Raw genomic sequence first — 26,574 nt, forward strand, 5'->3', positions numbered from 1 at the left:
TTCGGTCGCTTGTTCGCCATTCTCGGTCCTCCGTTTCCTAAACATAGCGGTGGACCAGTTCAGATGGGGAGGCTCACTGACATACATGCTTCCGTGGATTTTAATTCTAGGAATCTACTTGTGGCTGCAGCGGCGCATGATGGGAAATATCGCCGGCGGTCCGGGCGGAGCCACGGGCGGGCTTTTAGCGGGACGTTTTTCCAAACCTAGTCCGACACATGAACAAATCACCTTCGATGATGTTGCCGGGCAGGATCAGGCAAAAAAGGAAGTGGCCGAGTTGGTGGAATTCCTGCGAGAACCCGAACGGTTCGAACGGGTTGGCGCCGAGGTGCCACATGGTGTCCTGTTGGTTGGGCCGCCCGGCACGGGCAAGACATTGCTGGCCAAGGCGCTGGCAGGCGAGGCAAATGTGCCGTTCTTCTCCACATCGGGCTCGGAATTCATCGAGATATTCGTTGGTGTCGGCGCGGGCCGTGTGCGCAAGATGTTCGAGGCTGCGCGCAAGGCCGCTCCGTCGATTATCTTTATCGACGAGCTTGACAGCATCGGGCGAACTCGCGGCACGGGTCTTGGCGGTGGGCACGACGAACGCGAACAGACATTGAACCAGATATTGGCCGAACTTGACGGTTTTGCCGGGCGCGAGGCGGTTGTCGTCCTGGCTGCGACCAACCGGCCCGATGTGCTGGACCCTGCGTTGCTGCGACCGGGACGTTTTGATCGCCATGTCACATTGCATCTGCCTGACAAAACGGCACGACGCGCGATCCTCGAAATACACTCCAGGAACATGCCGTTGGAGAACACCGGCGATCTGCACACTATGGCGACGGGCACGCCGGGGTTTTCTGGCGCCGATCTGAAGAACCTGTTGAACGAGGCCGCAATCAATGCCGCGCGAAGGGAAGGTGATTTGATTACCCACGGCGATTTGGCAGAAGCCCGCGACAAGGTGATGATGGGCACCGTACGCTCGCTGGCGATCCGCCCCGAAGAAAAACACCGTTTGGCCGTGCACGAGGCAGGCCACACCGCCGCGGCGTATTTCAAACCGCAGGCCGACCCGCTTTACAAAGTTACGATCATTCCACGCGGTCACGCCCTGGGTGGCACCCATATGTTGCCCGAGGCCGAACGGCACACGCTTGACGAAGACTATCTGCGCGGCCAGCTTGTCACGCTTCTGGCCGGTCGTGCGGCCGAAAAACTGCTGGTCGGCACGGTCAGTTCGGGCGCCGACGATGACATTCGCCGGGCAACCGAACTGGCACGATCGATGGTGGCGCGTTGGGGCATGACTGAGGATTTAGGCCCAATCGATCTGCGCCAGTCCGAGGATCATCCATTTCTTGGCCAGTCCATCGCTCAGCCACGCGATCACGCGGATGCTACCGCCTCGCAGGTCGATGCCGCCGTAATTGCTTTGCTGAAAGAGGCCGAACGGAAGGCGTCAGAGGTTTTGGCCGAACATCAGGCGCAAGTTGAATTGCTGGTGGCGTCGCTGGAAGCCAGGGAAACGTTGGATTTTGATGAAATTCGCCATTGTCTGGATCCCGAAGGCAAGGTGACGCCGCTGAAACGCCCCCATCTTGGATTGGACAAGATACCGCCCGTGGGATGAATCTGCGTGGGCCGGGAAAGATGGTTCGGATCGGTTGCACCCTCCGTCAGCGTCCGAAGTGCGTCTCGATCCGGTCGAAGGCGAGATTGATCGCATCATCCTCGACGCAATAGGCCATGCGGACGTGATGTTCACCCGAAGGGCCAAAGGCGCTGCCGGGGGTGACGGTAACCCTGGCCCGGTTCAGCAGGTCGAGTGAAAACTGGACCGAATTGTCGTGATCGGCAACGATGTGCGGGAACACATAATAGGCACCTTCAGGCTGTTGATACTGAAACACGTGCCCAACCCGGTCGAGCCGTTCACAGATCAGCGTGCGACGCCCGGCAAGGATACGTTGAAATTCGTCCAGATGCACCGGATCGTTTACCAGTGCCACATGGGCCGCGATCTGGCTGATGCGCGGCGTACAGATCATGGTCAGATCGTGAATCTTCACCACCTCTGTCACCAATGTTTCGGGTGCGATCATGTAACCGGCGCGCCAACCGCTCATCGCGTAGGCCTTCGAAAACGTGAAGAGATAGGCGATAATTTCGGCGTATTCCGGGTCAGATGCCAGATTGTAAAACCGGTCTTGGTTTTCATAGGTGAAATGGCTGTAGGGATCATCAAGGATCATCAGAAGCCCGTGATCACGCGCAATGCTGGCGGCCGCTTGCAACGTACCCTTTGACAGGATTGCACCGGTCGGATTCGAGGGCGTGACCAGAACAATCGCCTTGGTTCGCGGACCGATCAGCTCGGGCAAAGCGTTGATGTCCAATTGCCAGCCGCTGGCCTCATCCATCTGCCAGAACACCGGCACGCCACCATTGAACCGGATCTGGCTGATATGGGACACGAAACCCGGGTCCGTAACGATCACTTCGTCGCCGGGATCGACGATCGTCTGAAACAGCGCTTGCAGACCTTCCATGTTGCCCGCCGAGATCATGACGCGGGTTTCGGGATCGACCCGTTGACCGGTGCGTCGTTGGTGCTCACGGGCTGCGGCGCTGCGCAACTCTGGCAACCCGGCAGGCAGCGCGTACATGCCAGATTTCGGGTCATCCTCCAGTGCCCGCGCCACCGCCGACCTGATCGGCGCCGGGGTTCGGAACGATGGCAGGCCCCAGGCCAGTGACGCCGCGCCCGGCACCTTCGCACTGCGGATCGACATGTCCTTGATCGCCGACATGGCAAGACCCTGTGATCGTTCGGCAATCAAGCGGGCTACCTGAGGGTTTTCTTCATTCATTCTGCACCTCGCTACCTGCGCATGCGCGCAGGGGTTTAAGGGTGGCAAGGCTCTGCGGAATATCGGGCTTTTCCCCTTGGCCTCGTTTCAATTACGGTTCCGATCCATCGGATACAGGCGGGATATGGGTGGTATGCGCAATCGATGGCTCGCCTTGGGCTGCGCCCAAAACCAACACTGGGCACCGCGCCACGGCAAGCAAATGGCGCAGCTGATCATGCGTGTGAAGCGGTCCAGCAGCCAGGTCCAGCACCACGGCCGAAGCATTCGTTCTGTTGATATGGGCCAGCAAGTCGGCTTCGGATGCAAACGGTTCACGTTGCTGCACCGCCGTTTCCACGGCGCCAAGCGAAACGACAATCAAATCGACGTGCAGCGCCTCAGCTAAGTCTTTGGCAAGTTCGACGGCGCTCTGCTGCGCGACCGTCGGTGGTGCGATCAACACGACCTTGCCGTCTTGGCGGTGGGTTCCACGGTGACCCAACAGAAGGATATCCCAACCCACTGCCGCCGCACACCCCCCCCCGATCAGATCTCCGTGCCGACGTTCGAACGACCATTTGCAAGCCTTGCTCTGCGCCAATCCTGACAGGGTGTCGCGAAACGCCCTGGCATCGCTTTCGATCAGGGTTCGGACCTGTTGCGGCGATGGCGCCACGACAAGCGTACCGCTCGACGTGACGACCCGCTGCCCGGGCAGATCAACAACTTCGGTGACAATGGTTTCTTCCACCAGTAACCCGCCCAAATCACCGGCCAGAATTCCAGCGATCCGTTCGGCCAGCTGCAATGCAGCCTGGGCATCGGCAAAACAACCGGCTCCGATAAGCATCCGTTGAGGCGATCTTGACTGCAATGTCATTTGTCCGTTCCGTCCGAGTCTTTACCGGTCGGGCGTGCAAAAGCCTTGCGGGTTTCGGCAAACCCACGCAGCTTGGCCTCGACCAGCGCATTGACTGTCCCATCGGGAAACGCTCCGCTCGCATCCCGCACTCCGGCCTCGGTTCCGGTCAGAACCGCAATGCCTTGATCAATCGTCTCGATCGGGATCACCCGGAATTTCCCGGCCTCTGCGGCGTCAACCACATCGGATCGCAGCATCAAATGTTCGATATTCGATTTAGGGATCAGCACGCCCTGATCACCGGTTAGCCCACGGGCCGCGCAGGTTTCGAAAAACCCTTCGATCTTTTCATTGACGCCGCCAATTGCCTGAACCTGGCCGGTCTGATTGACCGATCCCGTCACCGCAATCCCCTGATGAATAGGCAGCCCCGAAAGCGCCGATAGCAAGGCATACAATTCGGCCGATGAGGCGCTGTCGCCATCGATGCCGCCGTAGCTTTGCTCGAAAACCAGGCTGGCATGCAGCGAAAACGGCACATCAAGCGCGTAGGTCGAGGTCAGATATCCCGACAGGATCATTACACCTTTGGAATGCAGCGGTCCGCCCAGTTCAACCTCGCGTTCTATATCGACCAGCTTTCCCGCTCCCATCCGCACCCTGGCGGTGATCCGCGACGGCCGTCCAAAACGGTAGTCGCCCAGCCCTATGACCGCCAAACCATTGATCTGACCCACCTGCGCTCCATCCGTATCGATCAGAACCGTCTTGCGGGTAATGGCCTCTTGAATTCGATCCTTGATCCGTGAAGCGCGCTTTTCCCTTTCGGTCACCGCGCGCTCAATATCGCTGTCGTCGATATGGTCGCTGTCACGTCCCGCAGCGTAATGGTCAGCCTCGCGGATGAAATCAGACAAAGCACCCAGCCTGAGAGACAGTTTTTTGCTATCATCTGCCAATCGCGTTGCCTCGTCCAGCAACCGGGCAACGCTTGCCGCTGTCATCGGGCGCAGACCCTCTCGAAGTGCAAACGAGCCCAGAAGGCGCGCGAAGACAATCAGGTTGTCCTCGGTCCGGTCAACCACATCCTCAAAATCTGCTTGAAGCTTGAACAACTCGCTGAAATCCGGGTCAAGCAGAACCAACAAGGTATAAAGCATCCTGTCACCGATCAGAACCACGCGCAGGTTCAGAGGGATCGGGTCGGGTTCCAGTGATGTCGTCGAAACAAGGCTCAACCGTTCGGCCATCGAGGTGATGGTGATCGCCTGGTTCTTAAGACACCGTTTCAGCGCGTCCCAAGCATAAGGCTCGCTTAAGATTCTGCGGGCATCCAGAACAAGATAGCCGCCATTGGCCCGGTGAAGCGCGCCGGGCCGGATCATAGTAAAGTTCGTCATCAGCGAACCCATATGCGACGCGTGCTCAATCCGTCCCGTTACCCGATCAAGCGTTGGCAAATCCTCGGTCAAAACTGGTGCACCTTCCCGGGGTTCACCGTCTTGCGGCACCATGACGTTGACGACATAACGGTCGAACATCGGATCGCGGTGAAACTTGTGTATCGCCTCCGGGAAGGGGCCGTCGCTCTTCTCGGCCGCCGCCTGCAGGAACAATTCAGCGTTGGAAATGATATCCTCGCGGACGTTTTCCAGGTACCCCGCGACTACCTGGATGGCCTGTAACTCCGTCTCAACCTCGGCGACACGCGCTGATACCGCCCGTTCGGCCATCTGGGCATTCAGCTCTTCAACCCGTTTCCGGTGGTCTTTTTCACGCTTCGGCGCCTGACGCAGGACCGAAGCAAGGTCTTCCTGCAAGCGCCTGATCTTTTCGTCGATCTCCGCTTGCTCGTCCTCGTCGAGTTTTTGGTAGTCCTCGGTTTTGACCAGTTCTCCACCACGAATCGCAGTCAGCATGAAACCCATCGGCGTGCGCAACAGAGCGACATCCTCGGCTTTCGCACGATCTGCGAAATCAGCCATCGACGCTTCCTGCGCTTCGCCCAGCTCCTGATCAAATGCCCGACGCTGGGTCTGATACTCCTCGGATTCAAATAATGCCGGGATATCACTTCCCAAATCATCCACAATTTTCTGCATTGTCCGCTTTAGTTTAAGCGCCGTGCCGGGCGGAAGGCACAGCGCCTTGGGTTTGTGAGCAGCCTCAAAGTTGTTCACATAGACCCAATCAGCCGGCAGCGTGCGTTTGCTAGCCTCGTTGCCCAGCAGTTTCAGAGCAGCCGTGTGGCGGCCAGTTCCGTTAGGCCCGACGACAAACACGTTGAAATCTCGGTGTGGCATTTGCGACGACAGGCTAATTGCGTCCAGCGCACGTGCCTGACCGATCAGCTCATGGCGTTCGGCGAGATCTGTTGTCGATGCAAAAGGAAGCGATGCCGGGTCGCAGCGCCGCCGCAGTTTGTCAGTGGACAATGCATCCATGATTTCTCTCCCGATAATCTCCCTATCGGTGATCTCAAAGGTCAATGGTGTATCTGTGTATTCTGTTCGGAAGTTTGCTCTATGGAAATGATTTCAATCAACATCGGTTTTTGTTTCGGTAACGAACGACAGAACGCGATTGACGAAGAAGCCAGCGTAGACAGTTGCTTTGCGGGTGAACCGGTCGTCATCCATACCGCTTATGCCGCAGCTATCGTGGACAATCGGCGACGCGGCACCGAAGATTCACCGTCCGCGTCCAGCCTAGAGCCGGTGCGCCTCCTTTGCGCTAAAGAACCGCCATCTGAGGCATTCCGAATGTGCTGTTGCGTTGAAAGCCCGTCCTTTGGGTTTTTCTCAATCACTTCGAGATTGCAGCGAATGCCCGCTCGCCGCGCGACATCAACGGATGCTGGGATTTAAAGAAACGACCGGGTTGGGCTCTTTTTCCTCTTTCGCCGCAAAGGCCTGCCACATACATGGATGATGATGGGCAGGCCGAGGGCATTTGAATAGGTCCACGGACTGACACCCTCGGATTTCCGATGTCTGTGTGACGAATTTGTGAAGGTGGAGTGCTGTCGCCTGGACGTTTCCAAGACGAAAATCCTCCACCCGAATCCCGGACAGAAGCGCTCAAGGCGGTTCTTCACGTCACTCCACAGACAGAATCTGGTCCATCGGTTTGTTTAGAATCTTCGCAAGACGGTCCATGGCATCATAGGCCGGATATGGCCTTACCTCGGTGAGTGAGATTTCACGGTTTTCACGCCCATCATCAGGAACAATGTAATAACTGCTATGGCTCCCGTCGCGCAACTGCACAAGCCGCCCTTCCGGTTTGCCTTCATGTATCATCGATTTAATTGGTGGCCCCATGGTCCAGCTCTATAAATTTTTTTAAGTAACGTCGGTCATTCTGCACTTCGAAGCCGCCCTTTCCACATTTTTGTGAGGGACTTCTACAGATGTGGATTCCTCGCGACATAAAAAGCCGGCGAAGGAAGCAAGGTGGAGATTGTCCTCCGTTGGTTTGCACCAAGGCAGCCCTGCGAAGTTCGAACCGCTTATTCAAATGTCGTATTCTGGTTGTCCGGCAGGGACGTACCGTCTCAGGTGGGTGTGCACATTGGATGGTTGACGGGCAGCACCCCGCCCAGGGACCGTGTCACCGATAATGCGGCCTGGGCAAGTGTCGAGCGGATCCGGGCCTTTTTGTCGGGAGTGGCGCGGACCATCGGAACGGCCACGGAAATCGCACCGATCGGCTGGCCGCTGCTGTCGAAGATTGCGGCGCTCTGAGATGTCACTTCGTTGTCGAATGTCTGGTTGGCTTCGGCGATCCCTGCCGCGCGGGTGCGTTCGAGAATCAGCTGGAGTTCAGTCGGGTTCGTCACGGTCTGCCTGGTGTAGGTTTTGGGTGCGATGGAAAGAACCTGTGCGACGAAGTCCGGGGCGGAGTAGGCCATGACTGCGAAGCCCGACGATGTGGCATGCAACGGAAGCAATTCGGCCTCATCGTAGTGCACTTGGGTGCCGTGGCGTTGCGGATCGAAGTGAAAGACCGGCGAAAGCTGGTTGCCGTGGAGCAGCGAGGCATGGGCCATTTCACCGACATCGTTGGCCAGCTGCGTGACCACGGGCCGGATCAACCGGCGCGCCGGATGGGTGGTTTCCCGTACATTTGACAGCCGCAGGATCGCCGGGCCCAGCCGGTAGGCGCGGGACTGAGGATTCTTCTCCACAAAGCCATTTTGCTCCAGTTCCACGAGGTGGCGATGGACCGTCGCCTTTTCACGGCCGGATCGCCGGACAAACTCGCCAAGCCCGATCTCGGGCGAGGATCGAGAGAAAAAATCCAGTAATTCAAGAGCTTTTGTGATAGTTCCCATTGTCAGTCTGTTGTTTTCTTCAAGGCGATTACCGGTCTTGCGAATGCATTGTTGACAGATGTGCTTAACAAGTGCACGATTATTTAACACTAGTGGTCCAAATAATGGACCGTCAAGACCAAAAGGGAGGAGTTTCTTCGTGAAACAGATTATGCTTGCCGCCGCGACGGCGGCGATGGTGGCCATGCCGTTCGCGGCGCAGGCCGAATACCCGGAAAAGCCGGTGGAGTTTGTCGTGCCCTGGCCGCCTGGCGACCTTGAGGACGTTCTGACGCGGATGATCGCTGATGACTTCCAGGCCGAATACGGTGTGCCCGCCGCCGTGGTGAACAAACCTGGCGGTGGCGGTGGTCCGTTCCCGGGGGCGATTTCAGTCGCCACTGCGCCTGCGGATGGTTACACCATCGGGTCTTTCATCATTGCCATTCCGGTTGTCGGCCCCAATATCGGCATCCCCGAGCTCAACCCCGACCCGTTCGAGCCGCTGGGCAACTTCCTGACCTATCCGTTTGTCATCGCCGCGGGCGAGAATGCGCCCTATGACGATGTTGACGGCCTGGCCGCTCATGCCAAGGAAAACGACGTGGTTCTGGGTCACTTCGGCGCGCCGCTGGTGCCGACCAAGGTGACGATGGCGCTGGCCAAGGAAAAGGGCTTTGCCTTTGCCTCGGATGCCGCGTTTGACGCACTGGATTGCAACACGCTTGCTTCGGGTGATGTGGACGTGATCAATACGACACTGCAACTGATCCTGCCCTGCCTGGACAAGGTCAAGGTGCTGGCTTCGATCGGGTCGGAACGGATTGCCCTGACGCCGGACACGCCGACGGTTGCAGAACTTGCACCGAGCCTGAACGTGGCCCTGTGGAACGGCCTTTTCGTCCATAAGGACACACCGCAGGATGTGCGTGAGAAGATCATTGCCGTGGCCGCGAAAACCGTCATGTCGGATGCGGCCAAGAAGCTGGCTGCCGAGACCGGCGCGCTTGTCTACTGGCAGTCCGCGGACGAGGTGAAGGCACAAATCGCCAGCGATATCGAGACGCTGGGCCATATCGGGCAAATGCTGGAACAGTAATCCGGACCAAACACGAAGGTGGGGCGTGGGCAACTGCGTCCCACCTGTATCATCCAATCGGGCAGTTCCATGGCGCGTGTCAAAACCCTTCAAGCCTTGTTCAAACGCTATCGCCGGCCGGGGGACGTGGTCTTTGCCTGGGCGGCGTTGGTGGTCGCCGTTCTGCTGTTGTCGCAGCTGGGGGCGGAAACCAATCTGAAGGCCGGTGGCAAGCTGGTTGCGCGGCCGTGGTTCTGGCCTGCCGTGTCGCTTGGCGGGATGGCGGTTTTCGCCGCTTTGCACCTGCTGACCTCGTTGATTTCCGAGCGGATCGAAGGGCGCTGGGTCGAGATCTGGTACTGGATTCGGTCGCTTGAATATGCCGGGTGGTTCATTGCTTACGCAGCGATTGTGCCGATTGCCGGGTACCTGCCGTCAACGATTGTCTTTACCTTGGCCCTGATTTTCCGGGTCGGCTATCGCGGGTCGCGGTTCTTCTGGGCCGGGGCGGTTGGTGCGGTTGCCACCGTGCTAGTGTTCAAGTCGTTCCTGCAGGTGAAGCTGCCTGCCGGGCAGGTGTACGAATACCTGCCGGACGGCATTCGCCAGATCATGCTGACGTATTTCTGACGGGGAGGGGAGAGCATGGAAGACTTTCTGTCCGGTATTGAACTTCTCGCCCGTCTGGATGTGCTGATCGCGCTTTTCATCGGGTCTGTCGGTGGCGTGATCATCGGTGCCATTCCCGGGGTCGGGCCTGCGGTTGCCATCGCGATCCTGTTGCCAGCGACCTTTTCGCTGGAACCGATTGTCGGGCTGACGATGCTGCTGGGTATCTACGGGTCCTCGATGTATGGCGGGGCACTGCCGGCGGTTCTGATCAACACACCGGGAACGGCGGTGAATGCGCTCACCTCCTATGACGGCTATCCGATGACGCAGCGGGGCGAGGCCAACCGCGCCCTGTCGCTGGCCTATAGCGCCTCGTTCTGGGGCGGGATTTTCGGCATCCTCTGCCTGATCCTGTTGTCGCCGGTCCTGGCCATCGTGGCGCCGATGTTCGGCAGCCGAGAGATTTTCCTGGCGGCGCTGCTCGGGATCATTCTGGTGATATTTGCCCACCGTGGTCAGGTGCTGGCCGCAGGCATGCTGGCGATGTTCGGCATCTTCCTGCAGACCGTGGGTCTGGATGCGGTCACTTATACCCAACGCTACACGTTCGATCTGAGTTGGCTGAGCTCGGGTGTGAACCTGATTGTCGTGGTGCTGGGGCTGTTTGCCCTGTCGCAGGCCTTTGTCCTGCTGGTCAGCCCGGACGAGGCACCAGAGGCAACCCATGTGAAGGGGCGGCCGACGTCCGGAATCAAGGAGGTGATGGGCAACAAGCGGGTGGCGACCGCGGCAGGCGGGTTCGGCGTGCTGATGGGGATGATCCCCGGCACGGGTGAGTTCACCGCCCAGTTCATGAGCTATACCTACGCGCAGAAGACTTCGAAAAACCCTGACGAGTTCGGCAAGGGCAGCCCCGAAGGGCTGATTGCGTCCGAGGCGGCCAACAATGCGGTGCCGGCGGCGGCGATGATCCCGCTGTTGGCGCTGGGCATTCCCGGCGAGGCGCTGACCGCGATGATGCTGAGCGTGTTTTACATTCACAACGTGATCCCGGGTCCGGCGCTGTTCCAGAACAATATCGACCTGGTCTATGCGCTTTATATCGCGCTGATCCTTCTGAACGTGATCGTCTTTGCCTTCCTGCTGGTGTCGACCAACGTGCTGACCAAGGTGATCCAGATCCCGACGCGGTTCCTGGGGGTGCTGATCCTGGTCCTGTCTTTTGTCGGGGTCTATTCGCTGCGAAATTCATTGACCGACTGCATGATGGCGGCCGGCTTCGGGGTGTTCGGGTTGATCCTGAAACGGTTGAACCTGCCGATTGTGCCCATCGTTCTGGGCATGGTTCTGGGCGGGATCATGGAGGTGAAACTGCGCAGCGCCATGGCACGGGTCAAGACGCCGATGGACATGATCGACAGGCCGATCGCCTTTATCCTGTTCCTGCTGATCCTGCTGGTGATCGGACTGCATATCCGGACCGAGATCCGAGAGATTCGCGCGAAACTGCCGGAAGAAGACCACGACGTTCACGACACCCAGCTGCGCTAGGCAGTCGCCCCGCAGCGGGCGGTGTGTCTCAGGATTGCCCGTCGGGGAGCTCGTCGAGGATGTCCTTGAACAGGCGAATCGACTCGAGTGCCTCGGTTTCGGGCACGGTGCGCTGCACGAAGCCCAGGTGGATGACCACGTAATCACCTACCGTAACGCCATCTTCCGGCATCAGCATCAGGTCGGCCCAGCGTTCCTGATCCAGCGCGTTGCAGCGGGCGCGGTGTCCGTCGATTTCGAGCACTTTCATCGGCACGGCCAGGCACATTTTTCACACCACTCCATGTTGTAGCTTCCGGGTCTTTATGTATTGATCGCGCCATGACGACAAGCGATGCGACGATTTTGGTTCTTGGACTGGGCAACACACTTTTGACCGACGAGGCAGTCGGGGTGCGAGTGCTGGAACATCTTGGTACCTTTCCCGAGGATCAGACCCGCAATCTGCGAATGCTGGATGGCGGGACAATGGGGCTGACCCTGTTGGTCGAGATGGAAGATGCGGACGCGATGGTCATCATCGATTCGGCCTATCTTGAGGCCGCGCCGGGCACGGTGGAGGTATTCGAAGGGGCCGAGATGGACCACTTTTTACGCACCCGCAGCCGCAATGCCCATGACATTGGCCTTGATGACCTGATGGATGCGCTGCGCCTGCGCGAGGCGGTGCCCGAAAAACGCGCCCTCATTGGGGTGCAGCCTCAGGACCTGAGCGTGGGTGAGGCCCTGACCGAGGCGGTGGCCGCGGCGGTGCCGGAGGCGGCCGAGGCGGTCACGACTCTGGCGGAACGCTGGAAACCTATCTGAAAGATACCTGTTTTTTGATGAAAAAGCGGGCACGTTGCGAGACGATTCTTGCGATTACTATGCGTCAATCGCCGAAAATCGGTCCGCGTGTTGACCCAAATCAACAAATATTTGATCATCTGTCTATATAAATATTCCGAGTTTTGAATGGTACTGTGACTATTGGCTTGATTGTCAGGCGTCTGGTTCAGATCACGCCAGATTCGGAAAGGTAGGGCGCGATGACAAGCCCTCTTCAAGAGGTGATGTCGTATGTCGGAACGGGAAACGCGGACCCGATATTGCGCGAGATTCGGTTTGCCTTGGCCAAGCTGGTCGAGACCGGGGAACCCACGGTCATCGACTTGGGGGCGATCCCGTTTGCCGCCGGTGACGAGCGCATTCTCGACAAGGTCCTTGGACGAGGTGAGCTTCAGGCAACGCTGACCAGCATGGGCGAAAGCCGGATCGCCGAGACCGGGGTCGCCGGGGTCTGGCGGGTCGATCATTTTGACGCGGATGGCGAGGTTCAGTCGCGATTCATCGAAGTCACATACATGCCCGAGATTTTGCGGACTCAGAAAGAGGACGCCGCTTACGCCTTGGCACGGCTGGACGAAATGCTGAACGAACGGGCCGAGGCACGCGCGCAAGCGCAATCGGGCGTGAATTAACGGAGGGACAATGACTATGGTAAACAAGCCAATGCTTGGCGATCTCATGCGGGATCACGGGGTCTCGCGACGGGGGTTCCTGAAATATTGCGCAACGCTGGCTTCGGCCATGGCCTTGCCGCCGATGATGGCGCCTCGGATCGCGCATGCGCTTGAAAACGCGCCGCGGCCATCGGTGATCTGGCTGTCATTCCAGGAATGCACCGGCTGTACCGAGGCGATCACGCGGAGCCATTCACCCAGTATCGAAGACCTGATCTTCAATGCGATTTCGCTGGATTATCACCACACGCTGCAAGCGGCATCGGGGGATGCGGCGGAACATGCGCGTGAAGAAGCGATGAAAGAGCATTGGGGCAAATATGTCCTGATCGTTGACGGGTCTATCCCGTTGGAAAACCCTGAGTATTCCTGCATTGCCGGGATTTCCAACCTCGACATGCTGAAGGAAACCGCAGAAGGCGCGGCCGCGATTGTCAGCGTCGGCACCTGTGCCGCTTTTGGTGGTATCCCGCATGCCGATCCGAACCCCACGGGCGCCGTGGCGGTGAGCGACATCATAAAGGACAAGCCGATCATCAACGTGCCGGGTTGCCCGCCAATCCCGATTGTCATGACCGGGGTTCTGGCGCATTTCCTGACCTTCGGCCTGCCGGAACTGGACGAGCTCAATCGTCCCAAGGCGTTTTATGGCGAAACCATTCACGACCGCTGCTATCGTCGGCCCTTCTATGACAAGGGTCTCTTTGCCGAGACGTTCGACGATCAGGGCGCACGCGAGGGGTGGTGCCTGTACAAGCTGGGCTGCAAGGGGCCGACCACCAAATCGGTTTGCGCCACGGTCAAATGGAACGACCACACGTCGTTCCCGATCGAGGCCGGGCATCCCTGCCTTGGCTGTACCGAGCCCGATTTCTGGGACAATGGCGGGTTTTACAAGCCGCTGTCGGCCCCGGCGGGCGACTATCGCAAGCTGGCACAGGCCGCTGTCGGTGCGGGCGCCGCGCTTGGCGTGGGCAGTGCCGTGCTGAACCGGATGGGCAAGTCCAAGGCGGCAGCCAATCACGAAACCGTCGATGCGCATGACCTGGAGAAAAAATCATGAACAATCCGTATTTCGACCTATTGATGTGGGCGCGGGGTCCGGGGTTTGACATCGCGCTGACCGTTTTCGTTGCCGGTCTCCTGATCCGGGTGCTGGAGATCCTGGTACTGGGCCGCAAGCGAGATTTTTCGAAGGCCAAGGGCAGCCCCGTCGGGCAGGGGATCAAGACGATCTTTACCCGCTCGGTGCCGCGCAAGGGTTTGGTGAAATTCGCACCGATCACCTATATCGGCGGCTATGTTTTCCATATCGGGTTCCTGGTCGCGTTCTTCTTCTTCGCGCCACATATCGCGTTGATCTATGACCTGATCGGGATCAGCTATCCGGCGATGGGACGGGTGATTATCGAAAGCGCCACCGCGTTGGCGATCATCGCGATCATCGCCTTGTTCTGGTCACGTATGACCGACCCGGTGCGCCGGGCGCTGACCACGTGGCAGGATTATTTGCTGCTGGTGCTGAGCGCGCTGCCGCTGATCACCGGCTATGTTGCGGTGAACAAGCTGTTCGGTGACGGCACCCTGATGCTGGCGCTGCATATCCTGAGCGCCGAGGCGCTTATGGTGGCCTTCCCGTTCACCAAGCTGACCCACGCCTTCACCTTCGTCATCTCGCGCTACTACAACGGCGCGATCCAGGGACGCAAAGGAGCTGAATCATGACAGCCACTTTCGAGAGGGGCCTGAATGCCCTGCGCGAACAGATCGACGCCCCGGTGGCGAGCTTTTTCTCAAGCTGCGTAAGCTGTGGCCTTTGTGCCGAAGCCTGTATCTTTTATCGCGAAACCGAGGATCCGAAATACACGCCGATCAACAAGGTCGAGCCGATGCGGAAACTGTGGAAGCGGGAATACACGCTGTTTGGCCGATTGGGCAAATACCTGGGACTCGCACCGCAGATCACCGATGAAGAGCTGACCGAATGGGAAACCCTGGTCTATGACAGCTGCACCATGTGCGGGCGTTGCACCATGGTCTGCCCGGTGGGCAATGACATCACCATGATGATCCGCAAGATGCGCGAAGGCATGTCGGCGTCGGGCCATGGTCCGGTGGAACTGATGGGGGCCGCAGTGCGGCACACCGACGGCACGTCGCCCATGGGCGACCTGACCAAGGCGTTGCTCAAGCGGGTCGAACAGGCCAGTGCGGTGACCGGGATTGAGATCGAGGTCGACAAGCCCGGCGTGGACTACATGCTGATGTTGTCGTCGCACGAGATTGCCAGCGGCGAGGAAATGATCGCCTCGGTTGCCAAGATCATGGACAAGGCCGGCAAGACATGGACGATCTCGACCGAAGGGTTCGAGGCCACCAACGTGGGCATCCAGTTGGGCAACAAGGACGTTGCTGCCAACCTGGTCAGCCGTATCGTCAACGCGGCCGAAAAGCTGGGCGTGAAAACGGTGATCAGCCCCGAATGCGGTCACGCCTACCAGGCGATCCGTTGGGAAGGGCCGAACCTGATCGGGCGGGAATACCCGTTCGAGGTGCGCCACATTATCGAGGTCCTTGAGCAGTTCCGCGCCGAAGGCAAACTCAAGACCAACGGCAAGGATGACAGCCGGATCACCTTCCACGATCCGTGCCAGGTCGTGCGCCGTGGTGGCGTCTGCAAGGAACCGCGCAACCTCTTGAACATGGTGGCGAGCGATTTTGTCGAGACCGACGATGCCGGCACGATGAACTGGTGCTGCTCGGGTGGTGGTGGTGTTGGGGCGAACCAACGCGCCAATGACATCCAGGCAAAAGCCTTTAACATGAAGAAGCGACAGTTCGAGAAGGTGAACCCGGAAAAGGTGGTCACGATGTGTGCGTTCTGCCATTCCACGCTGGAGGACCAGCTGGAAGCCAATGACATGGATGAAATCGAAGTGCTGGGCCTGACCGAGATGATGGCCGAATACCTCGAAGAATAAGGGACAAGGGAACATGAACAAGAGACTGGTCGTAGACCCGATCACCCGTATCGAAGGTCACCTGCGCGTCGAAGCGCAGATGGAAGGAAACACCATCGCCGAGGCGTATTCGTCCGGCACCATGGTGCGCGGCATCGAGATCATCCTGCAGGGACGTGACCCGCGCGATGCCTGGGCCTTTGCCCAGCGGATTTGCGGGGTGTGCACGCTGGTGCATGGGGTGGCGAGCGTTCGGGCGGTGGAAAACGCGCTGAACTACAAGATTCCACCGAACGCACAGTTAATCCGCAACCTGATGATTGCGGCGCAATATGTGCATGACCACGTGATGCACTTTTATCATCTGCATGCGCTTGATTGGGTGGATGTGGTGTCGGCACTCGATGCCGATCCCAAGGCGACGTCGGAATTGGCGCAATCGCTGTCCAACTATCCCAAAACGTCGCCGGGTTACTTTGCCGATGTGAAAAAGAAGCTGAAAACCTTTGTCGAACAGGGGCAGCTTGGGATTTTCGCCAACGGTTATTGGGGTCATTCGGCCTACAAACTGCCGCCCGAGGCGAACCTGATGGCGGTGGCGCACTATCTGGACGCGCTGGAATGGCAGCGCGACGTGGTCAAGCTGCACACCATCTTTGGCGGCAAGAACCCGCACCCGAACTTCCTTGTGGGTGGGGTGGCAAGCCCGATTGATCCCAACAGCGACAGCGCCATCAACATGGAGAAGCTGGCGCAGATCTCGGACGTGATCACCAAGATGGAGGATTTCGTCAACCAGGCCTACCTGCCCGATACGCTGGCGATTGCGAGCTTTTACAAGGATTGGGGCGCGATGGGTGAGGGTGTTGGTAACTTCCTGACCTACGGCGATTACCCGACGGGCGATACCGATGACGTCAGCAGCTTCCTCATTCCGCGCGGGGTGATCCTTGATCGCGATCTTTCCACCATCCACGATGTTGATCTGGATGCGGAAAATGAGATCCAGGAATTTGTCGATCACGCCTGGTACGATTATGAAGGCGGGGCAGGCACCGGGTTGCACCCCTATCAGGGCGAAACCAAGTTCAACTTCACCGGCCCGAAACCGCCGTATGATCAGTTGGACGTCGACAAGGGCTATAGCTGGTTGAAATCGCCGCGCTGGAAAGGCAAGGCGATGGAAGTTGGTCCGCTGAGCCGGATGCTGATGCTTTATGCCAGCGGCAACGCCCACGCCAAGGAGTTGGTGGATTCGACGCTGAGCACGCTTGATGTGCCGGTGACGGCACTGTTCTCGACCCTGGGTCGGACGGCGGCGCGGACGCTTGAGACCAAGATCTATCTCGACTTCATGCGCGGCTGGTACAATGATCTGATCGCCAATATCGCGGCAGGCGACCTCAAGACCCATAACGAGACCCTGTGGGATCCGCGCAGCTGGCCGAAGAAGGCGCAAGGTGCGGGTTACATGGAGGCTCCGCGTGGCGCGCTGGGCCACTGGATCGTGATCGAGGATCAGAAGATCGCCAACTATCAGGCGGTTGTGCCGACCACGTGGAATGCCGGGCCGCGTGATGCGAGTGGGGCCGCGGGGCCTTACGAGGCCGCGTTGAAAGGTCACGAACTGGCCGATCCCAAGCAGCCATTGGAAATTCTGCGGACCATTCACAGCTTCGATCCCTGCATCGCCTGTGCGGTGCACATGGTGGGCGAAGATGGAGAAGAGACCATGCAGATCAAGGTCAGCTAGGTCGGCGAGGAGAGGTCTTAGGTCATGTCTGCTCTTGGCCCGCAAATGGGCGGTGATATCCGGGTTCAACTGGATATCGCCGACAGTAAGGTTGCGGCTGCGCATGTGGTTTCGACCCGCACGCCGCAGGCAGCACGCCTGTTTGTCGGGCGCAGCGCAGCGGATGTGTTGCAAGGCATTGGCGGGGTCTATTCGCTGTGCGGCCGGGCGCAGAGTGTGGCGGCAGTGCGCGCCGTTGAGGCGGCGTTGGGCGTGACAGTTGCCCCCGAAGTCGAGGCCGGGCGCGACAGCTTGCGGCTGGCCGAGATGATCACCCAAACGGCGATGCGATTGGCGCTTTATTGGCCAAGGGCGCTGGGATTGGTGCCGGAGCCAGAGCTGGTTCGGCTCTCGTTGGCGGTGGAACAGGCAGTTGAACGCGATGTTCTGGGTGGGGCGGCGTGGAAAGTGCCCGGTTCTGGTGTTGCCGCGTCGAGCGCGGCAATGCACCAACAGATCGACCGGCTGACCGAAGCAGCGGATACCTATGTTCGCTCCTGTGCACTGCGCGATGAGGTCTTGCGCCGCGGGCTGGCCGGATTTGGGCTCCTGCCAGAGGGAATGGCGCCGGAGGAAGGACCATTCAAGCGGAATTGGGACGATCAGGGTGTTGCAGAGGTGCGCGCTTCGCATGGGCCCGGGCTGTTGGCACGGCTGGAGGCCAGTTTGACAGACCTGTTCCTGTTGCAAGGCCGGTTGCCGGGCCTGATTTCGGCTGTGGATCCGGTTGCAGCGCAGCGTGTCGAAATCGGAACAGGCCGCGGCGAGGCGGTGGTCGAGACCGCACGTGGGCCGTTGCGCCACGTGGTGACGGTGAAAGACGGCATTGTCGCCGACTACGTGATCGATGCCCCGACCGAGGTGAATTTCCGCCCTGGCGGGCCGGTCGAGGTTGGGTTGATCGGGGCCGGGGCCGACGGGATTGAGTTTTCCGCGCGGCTGCATGTGCTGGCGATCGACCCCTGCGTCGAATTTGAGATTGAGGTTCGTCATGCATGAGATGGCTTTGGCAGAAAGCGTCGTGCAGATCGTCGCCGAACAGGCGGCCAAGGCCGGTGCCGAGGCGATCAAAACGGTGTGGATCGAGATCGGCGAGCTGAGTCACGTCGAACCGGAGGCGATGCGTTTCTGTTTCGAGGCAGTCGCCAAGGATACGCGCGCCGAAGGGGCGACGCTTGAGATAATTCGTGCGCCGGGCAAGGCCTGGTGTCATAAATGTGCAGATCATGTGCATGTTAAGTCGTTGGTCGAGGCCTGCCCGAAATGCGGCGGCTATCAGCTTCAGGTTACCGGGGGTGACGACATGCGGGTCAAGGAAATGGAGGTCACCTGAGATGTGTACCACATGCGGCTGCGGCCATGGCGAAGTGAAGGTGGAGGGCGAAGGCCATTCCCACACCCATGGGCATCATCATCACCATGATCACGGGCACGATCATGACCATCACCATCACCATGTCGATGCGCAGGGTGATCTGCATTTCGGCCATGGCGAAAGCGGCACCCACGTGCCGGGGATGAGCCAGTCGAAGATTGTGCAGATCGAACAGGATATCCTGTCGAAGAACGATCATCTGGCCTGGCACAATCGCGATGACCTTTCGCGTGCGGGGGTACTGGCGTTGAACCTGGTGTCCTCGCCGGGGTCGGGGAAGACGACCCTTCTGGCGCGCACGGCGCAGGATCTGGGCGAACGCTTCCCGGTGGCGGTGATCGAGGGCGATCAGCAGACCGCGATGGATGCCGACCGCATTCGCGAAACTGGCGCGCGCGCAATTCAAGTCAATACCGGCAAGGGCTGCCATCTGGACGCCGACATGGTGCGACGGGCGATTGGGCAACTGGAGCCTGAAGAAGGCAGCGTGCTGTTCATTGAGAATGTCGGCAATCTGGTTTGCCCGGCGGGGTTCGATCTGGGCGAGGCGGCCAAGGTGGTGATCCTGTCAGTGACGGAAGGTGAAGACAAACCGCTGAAATACCCTGACATGTTCCGGGCGGCGAAATACATGATCCTGAACAAGGCCGACCTGTTGCCTTATGTGCCCTTCGATGTAGACACCTGCGTCGAATATGCCCGCCGGATCAACCCGGGAATCAAGGTCTTGCAGCTGAGTGCGCTCACCGGCGAGGGTCTGGAGGCCTGGTACAGTGTGATCGAGGCCGAGCGGGTCCTGGCACAGGTGCGGCTGACGGCAGGGGAATGAGAGCGCCAATGGCGCCCGAGAAAGGATGTAACCAATGTGCCTAGCAGTACCGGCGCGAATCGTGAAAATGTACGAAGGCGGCATGGCCGACGTCGAATTGGAAGGCGTGATCAAGGATGTGTCGGTTGAACTGGTCGACGACGTCACGGTTGGCGATTACGTGATCGTGCATGTGGGTTACGCGTTGGCCAAGCTGGACCCGGAAGAGGCGGAACGGACCTTGGCGCTGTTCGCACAAGCGGGGGCAACGGCATGAAGTATATCGAGGAATTTCGTGACCCCGAACTGGCCCAGAACCTGGCCAAGGGAATTGCCGAAGCGGTGGATCCGGGGCGGGACTATGCCTTTATGGAGTTCTGTGGCGGGCACACCCATGCGATTGCGCGCTATGGCGTCGAGGACCTGCTGCCTGACAATATTCGCATGATCCACGGACCGGGCTGTCCGGTTTGCGTGCTGCCGGTGGCGCGGGTGGACAAGGCAATCGCGCTGGCCACGGATCATGATGTGATCCTGTGCACCTATGCCGATCTGATGCGGGTGCCGGGGTCGAAGTTTGATTCCCTGATCAAGGCACGGTCGCGCGGGGCGGATATCCGGATGGTGTATTCCGTGACGGACGCGCTGAAGATTGCCGAGGGCAACCCCGATAGGCAGGTGGTGTTCTTTGCCATCGGATTTGAGACCACGACGCCGCCCACAGCAGTGGCGCTGCGGATTGCCAAGGCCAAGGGGCTGAAGAATTTCAGCGTGCATTGCAACCATGTGCTGACCCCGGCGGCGATGCGCGCCATTCTGGGCGCGCCGGGTGATCCGACGCGGATCACGATTGACGGGTTTGTCGGACCTAGTCACGTGAGCGCGGTGATCGGTATGCAGCCCTATCACGAGTTCACGGAAGACTATGCCAAACCGGTGGTGATCGCCGGGTTTGAACCGCTCGATGTGATGCAGGCGATCTTGCAGTTGGTGCAGCAGGTCAACGACGGGCGTGCCGACGTCGAAAACGAATATGCCCGGGCGGTGACCGAAGAAGGCAATGCAAAAGCGATTGCGCTGATGGATGAGGTTTTCGATTTGCGCGACAGCTTCGAGTGGCGAGGGCTGGGCTCGGTGCCGCACAGCGCGCTGAAGATTGCGCCGGACTATGCCGGATTTGATGCAGAGCTGCGGTTTGATGTTCAGACTCCGGCCCCGCGCGAGAACAAGGCCTGTGCCTGTGGTGATGTGCTGCGCGGGGAAAAGACGCCGGAGCAGTGCAAGCTCTATGGTGATCCCTGCACGCCGGAAAACCCGCTGGGCGCCTGCATGGTGTCGAGCGAAGGCGCCTGTGCGGCGCAATGGACCTATGGGCGGTTTCGCCAGCAGGACTTGGTAGCAGAATGAGCAAGACAAAGGGGCTGCACGGGGTGCGACCGATTGATGTTGAGCGCGGGCAAGTAGACCTGAGCCACGGGGCTGGCGGGCGCGCGATGACGCAGTTGATCGAAGAGCTGTTCTTTGACGCGCTGGGCAACGAGGTGTTGAACCGTGAACATGACGCGGCGTTGGTCGAGCTGCCGCCGGGGCGCGTGGTGATGAGCACCGACAGTTTCGTGATTTCTCCGATCTTCTTTCCTGGCGGCGATATTGGGTCGCTGTCGGTGCATGGCACGGTCAATGACCTGGCGATGGGCGGGGGTGTGCCGAAATACCTGACGGTTGGGTTCATCCTGGAGGAAGGGTTCCCGCTGAAGGACTTGAAGCGCATCGTTGGAAGCATGGCCAAGGCGGCGCAGGACGCGGGCGTTACCATCGTGTCGGGGGACACCAAGGTGGTGGAGCGCGGCAAGGGGGATGGAATCTTCATCAACACGGCTGGCGTTGGCGTGGTGAGTGACGGGGTCGTGATCGGGGGGCACCTGGCGCGCCCGGGGGACAAGGTGCTGGTCAGCGGCACATTGGGCGATCATGGCGTTGCAGTGATGTCGAAACGCGAGAACCTGTCCTTTACCACCGAAATCCTGTCGGATGCGCAATCGTTGAACGGGTTGACTACCGCCATGTTGGAGTCAGTGCCGGGCATTCGGGTGCTGCGAGATCCGACACGCGGCGGACTGTCGGCGGCGCTGAACGAAATCGCCCAGCAATCGGGCGTCGGCGTGGCGCTGGATGAGGCGCAGTTGCCGATTCGGCCTGAGGTGAAAAGCGCCTGTGAGCTGTTGGGGCTGGACCCGCTGAACGTGGCGAACGAAGGCAAGCTGGTGGCGATCTGCGCCGCCGAGGATGCCGAGAAGTTGCTGGCAGTCATGCGGGAGCACCCCAAGGGCAAGGACGCGGCCATCGTCGGGGACGTGATCGACGATCCACGCCATTTTGTCCATTTGCGCACCGGATTTGGCGGAAAGAGGTTGGTCGATTGGCTGGCTGGAGAACAGCTCCCGCGGATTTGCTGACCCGGATTTCGCGGACTTTTTTTCCTGCATGATTTTTCCGGCAGATTTGGGGCCGCGTAACCAAAAAAATAACGCCAACAACACCGAATTACGCCGCGTTGCAGCGCGGGGTTTGACGCAGGTCATAGAACTGATTTTTCCGCACAATTAGGGTTCCAATCAAAGGTCGAGTTTATCGACAGAAAGCGTCCGTGCACGGGCGCACGGCGCCTCTCCTGCCGATGACCTTGAAAGCAATACTTAAACGAGGTGTGCCATGAAAACGAACCTGCTGAATCTCTTCGCTGCGTTGTCTCTTGCGGCGATTCCGGCGGCCCCGGCCTTTGCCGAGGATGAGGCCGGCAACTGGAAATTGGGGCGGATTTACTATCGCGCGTCCTGCACGGCCTGCCATGAAAAGGAATTGGGCAAATCGATTTCGCCGGCTGAAAAAACCATCGCGGAATGGAAGCTTTGGGCCGTTTCGGAAAAAGGCGGCGCGCATCTTGATGAATATGTCAGCCAAGATTATCGCAATCTGATTGCCGGTGAAAACAAGGTCGCGGCCAAGTTCGCGCCGATCCCGAACCAAGACATGCGCGACCATGTGCGTGCCTTTGTCATTCATGGTGCGAAAGACAGCGCCACACCTGCAACCTGCAACTGATCAACGCCCCGTCCCTGTGGCGGGGCCACAAAGAACGGAGGGTTGGCCATGAGCATGACCGGATCCGCAAATGAATCCGCCACGGACAAAAAAACCCTGCCTGAATGGCTTAAGGGGTTCCGTGACGACTACCGCAGCATTTTTGTTGAACAATGGTCGCCCTATCTGGGTTTCATGCTACTTGTTTTCCTGGCAATGACGCTGATGGCCAGCGGGTTGTTCTGGGGCGTCTTTGGTGGCGTGAAACTTTGGGGTGATCACCTGAACAAGTTGATCGGGTTGGGCCCGGCGCTTGGGATCAGTGAGAACATCAAGGGGCCGTTGGAACACCAGATGTCGGTGATGAACATCGCTTTGTTGCTGGGGGCCTTCACTGCCGCATTGATGTCGATGCAATTTGCCATCCGCAAGGCGCCGCTGAGTGAATATGCCTATGGCGCGGTCGGCGGATCGCTGATGGGGATCGGGGCCGTGCTGGCCGGCGGGTGCACCACTGGTGGATTCTTTATCCCGTTGACCTTTAGCTCGCCTGCGGGTTGGGCGATGTGGGTTGGCCTTTTGGCCGGGGCCTTCATCGGGCTCAAAATCCTGCTTTGGGGGATGGAAAACATCACCTGGGGCATGACGGCACCGAAGAACAAGACACCTGCCTTGAAATCCTATTTCCCATGGTTGGGCGCGGTGATCGCGATTGCCGTGATCTGGTGGGGGATTGCATGGCTGCGGCAGGGCGACGCCTATGTTGGAACGCTGGCGCTGATGATCCTGACGGGTTTCGGAATCGGGTTCGTCATGCACCGCTCGCGGCTGTGTTTTGCCCGTGCCATTCGTGAACCGTTCATGACCGCCGAGGGCGAAATGACCAAGGCGATGATCGTCGCGCTGGTCGTCGGTATGCTGTTCGGCTCGGTCCTGCTGCAGAAGGGTACGATTGATCCTTACGTTGCCATTTCGACCCGGTTCTGGCTGGGATCGCTGATCGGTGGGCTGGTCTTTGGTGTCGGCATGGTGCTGGCCGGTGGATGTGCCTCGGGATCGCTGTGGCGGATCGGCGAGGGTCACCTGAAGCTTGTGGTCGCGCTGTTCTTCTTTGCCTGGGTCGGCTCGATTGCCAGCGGCGTGTTTGGCAAGCTTGGCCTGACCTCGGGTGAACTGGACCTCGATTTCATGGACGGCATGGTCGAATACAGCACGCTTGGTTTCCAGGCCTACCTGCCTGACCTGCTGGGCGGTTGGGGTTGGACCTACGTCGTGATGCTGGCCGTGATGCTGATCTGGTGGGCGCTGGTTCGCTACAACGAGTCGACCGAACGCTTCACCGTCATTTGATGCCGGAACGCACCCCGTGCGGGTGCGCTCCATCCCCGAAATTCGACATTCCATGGAGGAAGATATGAGACTTGAAAGAACCTTTACCGGATTGGCCGTTGCGGTTTCTCTTGCGGCTTTCCCTGCCACGGCGGTTTTCGCAGGCGAGGATGCCGCGTGGAAATTCCATGAGCAGCATATCGTTGGATACGACTTTGTTGCAGATTACGCGGTAGTACCGATCCGCGATGACGTGACCATTGTCGACTCGCGACCCTTGCGCAAATACAGTGCCGGCCACATTCCGACATCGCTGACGATGCCGGACCTGAGCTTTGAAAAGATGGCCGCCGGTCTTCTGCCCGAAGACAAGGCTGAGCTGGTGATCTTCTATTGCGGTGGCCTCAAGTGCAAGCTGAGCCACAACTCGGCCTACAAGGCCGAAGAGATGGGATACACCAACGTCAAGGTCTATGCCGCCGGATTCCCGAATTGGAAGAAGAGCGGTGGCGTTGCGTCGATCGACACGGCGATGCTGCAGCAGATGATGGCGGCACCCGATCCGTTGATGGTGGTTGATGCACGGCCCAAGGGGCGCAAGTACGATGCCGGTCACGTGCCCGGCGCGGTCAGCCTGCCCGACAGCCAGTTTGACAAGCTGGCCGGAACCCTTCCGGCCGACAAGGCAACACCGGTTGTTTTCTACTGTGGCGGATTCAAGTGCAAACTCAGCGACAATTCGGCCAAGAAGGCCAAGGGTATGGGATACACCAATGTCATGACCTACCAGGCCGGTTTCCCCGCGTGGAAGAAAGAGGTTGGCATGGTGGCGATGAACGTGGCGCCTGATACGGCGGCTGCCGCTCCTGCCGCGCCGGCATTGCCAGCCGCTGGTGAGGGTGTACTCAGCGGCGAAGCCTTCCTGGCGATGCTGGCCGATCCTCCTGCCGATATGCTGATCGTTGATGTGCGCGACGAGGACGAGTTCGCCAACGGGCATATCCCCGGGTCGGTGAACGTTCCGGTTGGCAAGCTTGAAGACGCGGTGTTCGAACTGCCCGATGACAAGCAGATCATCTTTGTCTGCACCACGGGCGGGCGCAGTGGCGAAGCCTATGACCTGTCGATGCTGCTCAACCCTGGCCTGAACGCCAAGTTCGTGGACGCGGTTATCGACTACAACAAGGACGGCACGATCAAGGTTGCGCCGACCAACTGATCCCTCTGTCACCCCGACTACGGGGTCACAAGAACCGGCCCCCCGCCTGCGTGTCATGCAGGCGGGGGGCCAATTCGTTGGGACTCGGAAAAAATGCTCCGGTGACGTTCCGTTATTTTGCTGATGACGTGACGGTGAAAAAAGATCGCCTGTTGACCGCTGAGGGAGCGCGGCTCACACTCGGCACCGTGCCGGGTGTGACGGGTCGAGAGATCGGGACGAAAACTACACGGTATAGGGAGAGGATTTCGGAACGGACGAATAGTTCTCAATGAGCCCGAGGAAAGCGCGGACAAAGGCGCAGGGGTCAAGCGAGGGACGTTTCGAACCTATGCACAGAACGCAGGCTTGGGAGGGCTGGTGGTTTGGATGCACTACAACTTTTGGTCAGTGGACTGGCCAATGGATGCGTCTATGGTCTTATCGCGATGGGATTCGTCCTGATCTACAAGGCCACCGAGGCGATCAATTTCGCCCAAGGCGACATGATGATGCTGGGCGCCTTCGTGGCGCTGGGGCTGACCAATCACGAATGGTGGGGCTGGCCGTTCTGGGTGGCGGTTCCGGTGACGATCGCGATCATGGCATTGATCGGCTATCTGCTGGATGCGCTGCTTTTGCGGCGGATGTTCGGGCAGAGCCAGATCGCGGTTGTGATCCTGACCATCGCGCTGGGATTTGTCGCGAGATTCGCAGCCGGCGCGATCTGGGGGCACGAGCCGCAGAGCCTTGAAAGCCCGATTGCCGGGCAGGATGTGCGGTTTGCCGGGCTGGTGCTCGGCATGGACGAACTGTTCGTGATCATCGTCACCCTGCTCTTGACCGTTGGGATGTTTTTCTTCTTCGCCCGCACCAAGCTTGGGGTCGCCATGCAGGCGGCGAGCCAGAACCAGATGGCGGCCTATTACATGGGCATTTCGGTCAAGCGCATTCACTCGATGATCTGGGCTCTGGCAGGCGCGGTGGCGGCGATTGCCGGTATCCTGTTTGCCTCGAAGGGGTCGATTGATCCGTCAACGGGGCTGATGGGGATCAAGGCCTTTGCGGCGGCGGTAATCGGCGGCTTGGGATCCTTGCCCGGGGCGCTTCTTGGCGGGGTGATCATTGGCCTCGTAGAGCCATTTTCGGCGCGCTATCTGGGTGGCGATCTGGCGCGGTTGATGCCCTATCTAATCCTGGTGTTGATCCTGGTGTTCCGGCCGCATGGCATCCTGAGCCAGGTTCAGGCGAAAAAGGTGTAGCGC

General features: G+C 59.3%; 25 protein-coding genes. 20 read left to right on the forward strand and 5 right to left on the reverse strand.

Annotated features, from left to right (window positions below; all coding sequences use genetic code 11):
- The first annotated feature begins 85 nt into the window (after nucleotides 1–85).
- Nucleotides 86–1,624, forward strand: coding sequence for an ATP-dependent zinc metalloprotease FtsH (gene ftsH / locus RXV86_RS00005; protein WP_316296747.1), 1,539 nt, complete (start codon nucleotides 86–88; stop codon nucleotides 1,622–1,624).
- 46 nt (nucleotides 1,625–1,670) lie between these two features.
- On the opposite strand, the gene RXV86_RS00010 is transcribed toward ftsH, so the two are convergent.
- The 4 genes from RXV86_RS00010 to RXV86_RS00025 form a co-directional block, all read right to left on the reverse strand.
- Nucleotides 1,671–2,804, reverse strand: a complete 1,134-nt coding sequence (locus RXV86_RS00010; RefSeq protein WP_316296748.1) for a pyridoxal phosphate-dependent aminotransferase — start codon at nucleotides 2,802–2,804, stop codon at nucleotides 1,671–1,673.
- 151 nt (nucleotides 2,805–2,955) lie between these two features.
- Nucleotides 2,956–3,696: a hypothetical protein gene (locus tag RXV86_RS00015; protein ID WP_316296749.1), complete on the reverse strand. Its 741-nt coding sequence runs from the start codon at nucleotides 3,694–3,696 to the stop codon at nucleotides 2,956–2,958.
- A 26-nt stretch (nucleotides 3,697–3,722) separates the two neighbouring features.
- Nucleotides 3,723–6,152 carry an AAA family ATPase gene (locus tag RXV86_RS00020; RefSeq protein WP_316296750.1) on the reverse strand — a complete coding sequence of 810 codons (2,430 nt, stop codon included), beginning with the start codon at nucleotides 6,150–6,152 and terminating at the stop codon, nucleotides 3,723–3,725.
- A gap of 1,112 nt (nucleotides 6,153–7,264) precedes the next feature.
- On the reverse strand, nucleotides 7,265–8,044 hold the full coding sequence (locus RXV86_RS00025; protein ID WP_316296751.1) for an IclR family transcriptional regulator: 780 nt from the start codon (nucleotides 8,042–8,044) through the stop codon (nucleotides 7,265–7,267).
- Nucleotides 8,045–8,195: 151 nt separating this feature from the next.
- Between RXV86_RS00025 and RXV86_RS00030 the strand changes: the two genes are divergently transcribed.
- From RXV86_RS00030 to RXV86_RS00040, 3 genes are all read left to right on the forward strand, one after another.
- On the forward strand, nucleotides 8,196–9,122 hold the full coding sequence (locus tag RXV86_RS00030) for a tripartite tricarboxylate transporter substrate-binding protein (protein WP_316298392.1): 927 nt from the start codon (nucleotides 8,196–8,198) through the stop codon (nucleotides 9,120–9,122).
- 69 nt (nucleotides 9,123–9,191) lie between these two features.
- Nucleotides 9,192–9,731: a tripartite tricarboxylate transporter TctB family protein gene (locus RXV86_RS00035; RefSeq protein WP_316296752.1), complete on the forward strand. Its 540-nt coding sequence runs from the start codon at nucleotides 9,192–9,194 to the stop codon at nucleotides 9,729–9,731.
- Between the two features lie 15 nt (nucleotides 9,732–9,746).
- The gene (locus tag RXV86_RS00040; RefSeq protein WP_316296753.1) at nucleotides 9,747–11,264 is read left to right on the forward strand and encodes a tripartite tricarboxylate transporter permease; all 1,518 of its coding nucleotides are present in this window, start codon (nucleotides 9,747–9,749) and stop codon (nucleotides 11,262–11,264) included.
- Nucleotides 11,265–11,292: 28 nt separating this feature from the next.
- Here RXV86_RS00040 and RXV86_RS00045 read toward each other — a convergent pair whose 3' ends face one another.
- Nucleotides 11,293–11,532, reverse strand: coding sequence for a HypC/HybG/HupF family hydrogenase formation chaperone (locus RXV86_RS00045; RefSeq protein WP_316296754.1), 240 nt, complete (start codon nucleotides 11,530–11,532; stop codon nucleotides 11,293–11,295).
- A 53-nt stretch (nucleotides 11,533–11,585) separates the two neighbouring features.
- Here RXV86_RS00045 and RXV86_RS00050 point away from each other — a divergent pair, with 53 nt between their 5' ends.
- The 16 genes from RXV86_RS00050 (at nucleotide 11,586) to RXV86_RS00125 (ending at nucleotide 26,571) form a co-directional block, all read left to right on the forward strand.
- Nucleotides 11,586–12,071 (forward strand): hydrogenase maturation protease, encoded by a 486-nt coding sequence (locus RXV86_RS00050; RefSeq protein WP_316296755.1) that lies wholly within the window; start codon nucleotides 11,586–11,588, stop codon nucleotides 12,069–12,071.
- A 221-nt stretch (nucleotides 12,072–12,292) separates the two neighbouring features.
- On the forward strand, nucleotides 12,293–12,724 hold the full coding sequence (locus RXV86_RS00055) for a hydrogenase expression/formation C-terminal domain-containing protein (RefSeq protein ID WP_316296756.1): 432 nt from the start codon (nucleotides 12,293–12,295) through the stop codon (nucleotides 12,722–12,724).
- Nucleotides 12,725–12,734: 10 nt separating this feature from the next.
- Nucleotides 12,735–13,829 (forward strand): hydrogenase small subunit, encoded by a 1,095-nt coding sequence (locus tag RXV86_RS00060; protein WP_316296757.1) that lies wholly within the window; start codon nucleotides 12,735–12,737, stop codon nucleotides 13,827–13,829.
- A complete protein-coding gene (locus RXV86_RS00065) occupies nucleotides 13,826–14,491 on the forward strand; it encodes a hypothetical protein (protein ID WP_316296758.1) in 666 nt (221 codons plus the stop codon). Before RXV86_RS00060 ends, RXV86_RS00065 begins: the two co-directional genes overlap by 4 nt.
- Nucleotides 14,488–15,747, forward strand: coding sequence for a (Fe-S)-binding protein (locus RXV86_RS00070; protein WP_316296759.1), 1,260 nt, complete (start codon nucleotides 14,488–14,490; stop codon nucleotides 15,745–15,747). The genes RXV86_RS00065 and RXV86_RS00070 overlap by 4 nt, the downstream gene beginning before the upstream one ends.
- Before the next feature lie 13 nt (nucleotides 15,748–15,760).
- Nucleotides 15,761–17,479, forward strand: coding sequence for a nickel-dependent hydrogenase large subunit (locus tag RXV86_RS00075; RefSeq protein WP_316296760.1), 1,719 nt, complete (start codon nucleotides 15,761–15,763; stop codon nucleotides 17,477–17,479).
- A 24-nt stretch (nucleotides 17,480–17,503) separates the two neighbouring features.
- Nucleotides 17,504–18,517 (forward strand): hypothetical protein, encoded by a 1,014-nt coding sequence (locus RXV86_RS00080; RefSeq protein ID WP_316296761.1) that lies wholly within the window; start codon nucleotides 17,504–17,506, stop codon nucleotides 18,515–18,517.
- Entirely contained in the window at nucleotides 18,510–18,851 is a 342-nt protein-coding gene (gene hypA, locus RXV86_RS00085; RefSeq protein ID WP_316296762.1) for a hydrogenase maturation nickel metallochaperone HypA, read from the forward strand. The genes RXV86_RS00080 and hypA overlap by 8 nt, the downstream gene beginning before the upstream one ends.
- A gap of 1 nt (nucleotide 18,852) precedes the next feature.
- Nucleotides 18,853–19,722 (forward strand): hydrogenase nickel incorporation protein HypB, encoded by an 870-nt coding sequence (hypB, locus tag RXV86_RS00090; protein WP_316296763.1) that lies wholly within the window; start codon nucleotides 18,853–18,855, stop codon nucleotides 19,720–19,722.
- A 34-nt stretch (nucleotides 19,723–19,756) separates the two neighbouring features.
- Nucleotides 19,757–19,978: a HypC/HybG/HupF family hydrogenase formation chaperone gene (locus tag RXV86_RS00095; RefSeq protein ID WP_316296764.1), complete on the forward strand. Its 222-nt coding sequence runs from the start codon at nucleotides 19,757–19,759 to the stop codon at nucleotides 19,976–19,978.
- Complete coding sequence (hypD, locus tag RXV86_RS00100) at nucleotides 19,975–21,108, forward strand: hydrogenase formation protein HypD (RefSeq protein WP_316296765.1); 1,134 nt, start codon at nucleotides 19,975–19,977, stop codon at nucleotides 21,106–21,108. The genes RXV86_RS00095 and hypD overlap by 4 nt, the downstream gene beginning before the upstream one ends.
- Nucleotides 21,105–22,157, forward strand: coding sequence for a hydrogenase expression/formation protein HypE (hypE, locus tag RXV86_RS00105; protein WP_316296766.1), 1,053 nt, complete (start codon nucleotides 21,105–21,107; stop codon nucleotides 22,155–22,157). The genes hypD and hypE overlap by 4 nt, the downstream gene beginning before the upstream one ends.
- A 256-nt stretch (nucleotides 22,158–22,413) precedes the next feature.
- Nucleotides 22,414–22,803, forward strand: a complete 390-nt coding sequence (locus tag RXV86_RS00110) for a hypothetical protein (protein WP_316296767.1) — start codon at nucleotides 22,414–22,416, stop codon at nucleotides 22,801–22,803.
- A 48-nt stretch (nucleotides 22,804–22,851) separates the two neighbouring features.
- Complete coding sequence (locus RXV86_RS00115; RefSeq protein ID WP_316296768.1) at nucleotides 22,852–24,132, forward strand: YeeE/YedE thiosulfate transporter family protein; 1,281 nt, start codon at nucleotides 22,852–22,854, stop codon at nucleotides 24,130–24,132.
- A gap of 64 nt (nucleotides 24,133–24,196) precedes the next feature.
- Nucleotides 24,197–25,330 (forward strand): rhodanese-like domain-containing protein, encoded by a 1,134-nt coding sequence (locus RXV86_RS00120; RefSeq protein WP_316296769.1) that lies wholly within the window; start codon nucleotides 24,197–24,199, stop codon nucleotides 25,328–25,330.
- Between the two features lie 365 nt (nucleotides 25,331–25,695).
- On the forward strand, nucleotides 25,696–26,571 hold the full coding sequence (locus RXV86_RS00125) for a branched-chain amino acid ABC transporter permease (protein WP_316296770.1): 876 nt from the start codon (nucleotides 25,696–25,698) through the stop codon (nucleotides 26,569–26,571).
- Nucleotides 26,572–26,574: the final 3 nt, after the last annotated feature.

Origin of the sequence: Aliisedimentitalea sp. MJ-SS2 (genome assembly GCF_032586155.1) — a bacterium.
GTDB lineage: Bacteria > Pseudomonadota > Alphaproteobacteria > Rhodobacterales > Rhodobacteraceae > JAWHTC01.